Genomic DNA, 401 nt, shown 5'->3' on the forward strand with positions numbered 1-401 from the left:
GACCTACACGGCGACAGCCACGCTCGAGCTGTGGGCACCGGAGCCGGAGCTCGCGCACCTCACGGACGACCTCGCCGCCGCATCGGGCGGCGGGATCGCACCCGTCCTCGGCGTGGAGCGCATCGTCGACGTGCCCGCCTGACCCCCCCCCGGCATCGGGAGAACCACAACGGCCGCCGGATATCCTGGATGCCACGGTCGCGGAGGGAGAGCGATGTTCGACAGTCCGCTCTCGGCTTCGGCCTACGAGATCCTCGACGTCGACCCCACGGTCGACGACGTCGAGTTGCGCCGCGCCTATCGCCTCCGCCTCCGGCAGACGCACCCCGATACCGGTGGAGATGCGGCGATGTTCATCCAGGTGCAGCGCGCGTGGGAGCTGGTCGGCACCGTCGAGAGCC

At 70.8% G+C, this 401-nt stretch carries 1 protein-coding gene; it reads left to right on the plus strand.

What is annotated here, in order from left to right:
• Window positions 1-214: 214 nt before the first annotated feature.
• On the plus strand, window positions 215-401 hold a 187-nt coding region (locus L687_RS0121015), incomplete at its 3' end, for a DnaJ domain-containing protein (RefSeq protein WP_031206780.1).

It is taken from the genome of Microbacterium maritypicum MF109, from assembly GCF_000455825.1.
Taxonomy (GTDB): domain Bacteria; phylum Actinomycetota; class Actinomycetes; order Actinomycetales; family Microbacteriaceae; genus Microbacterium; species Microbacterium maritypicum_A.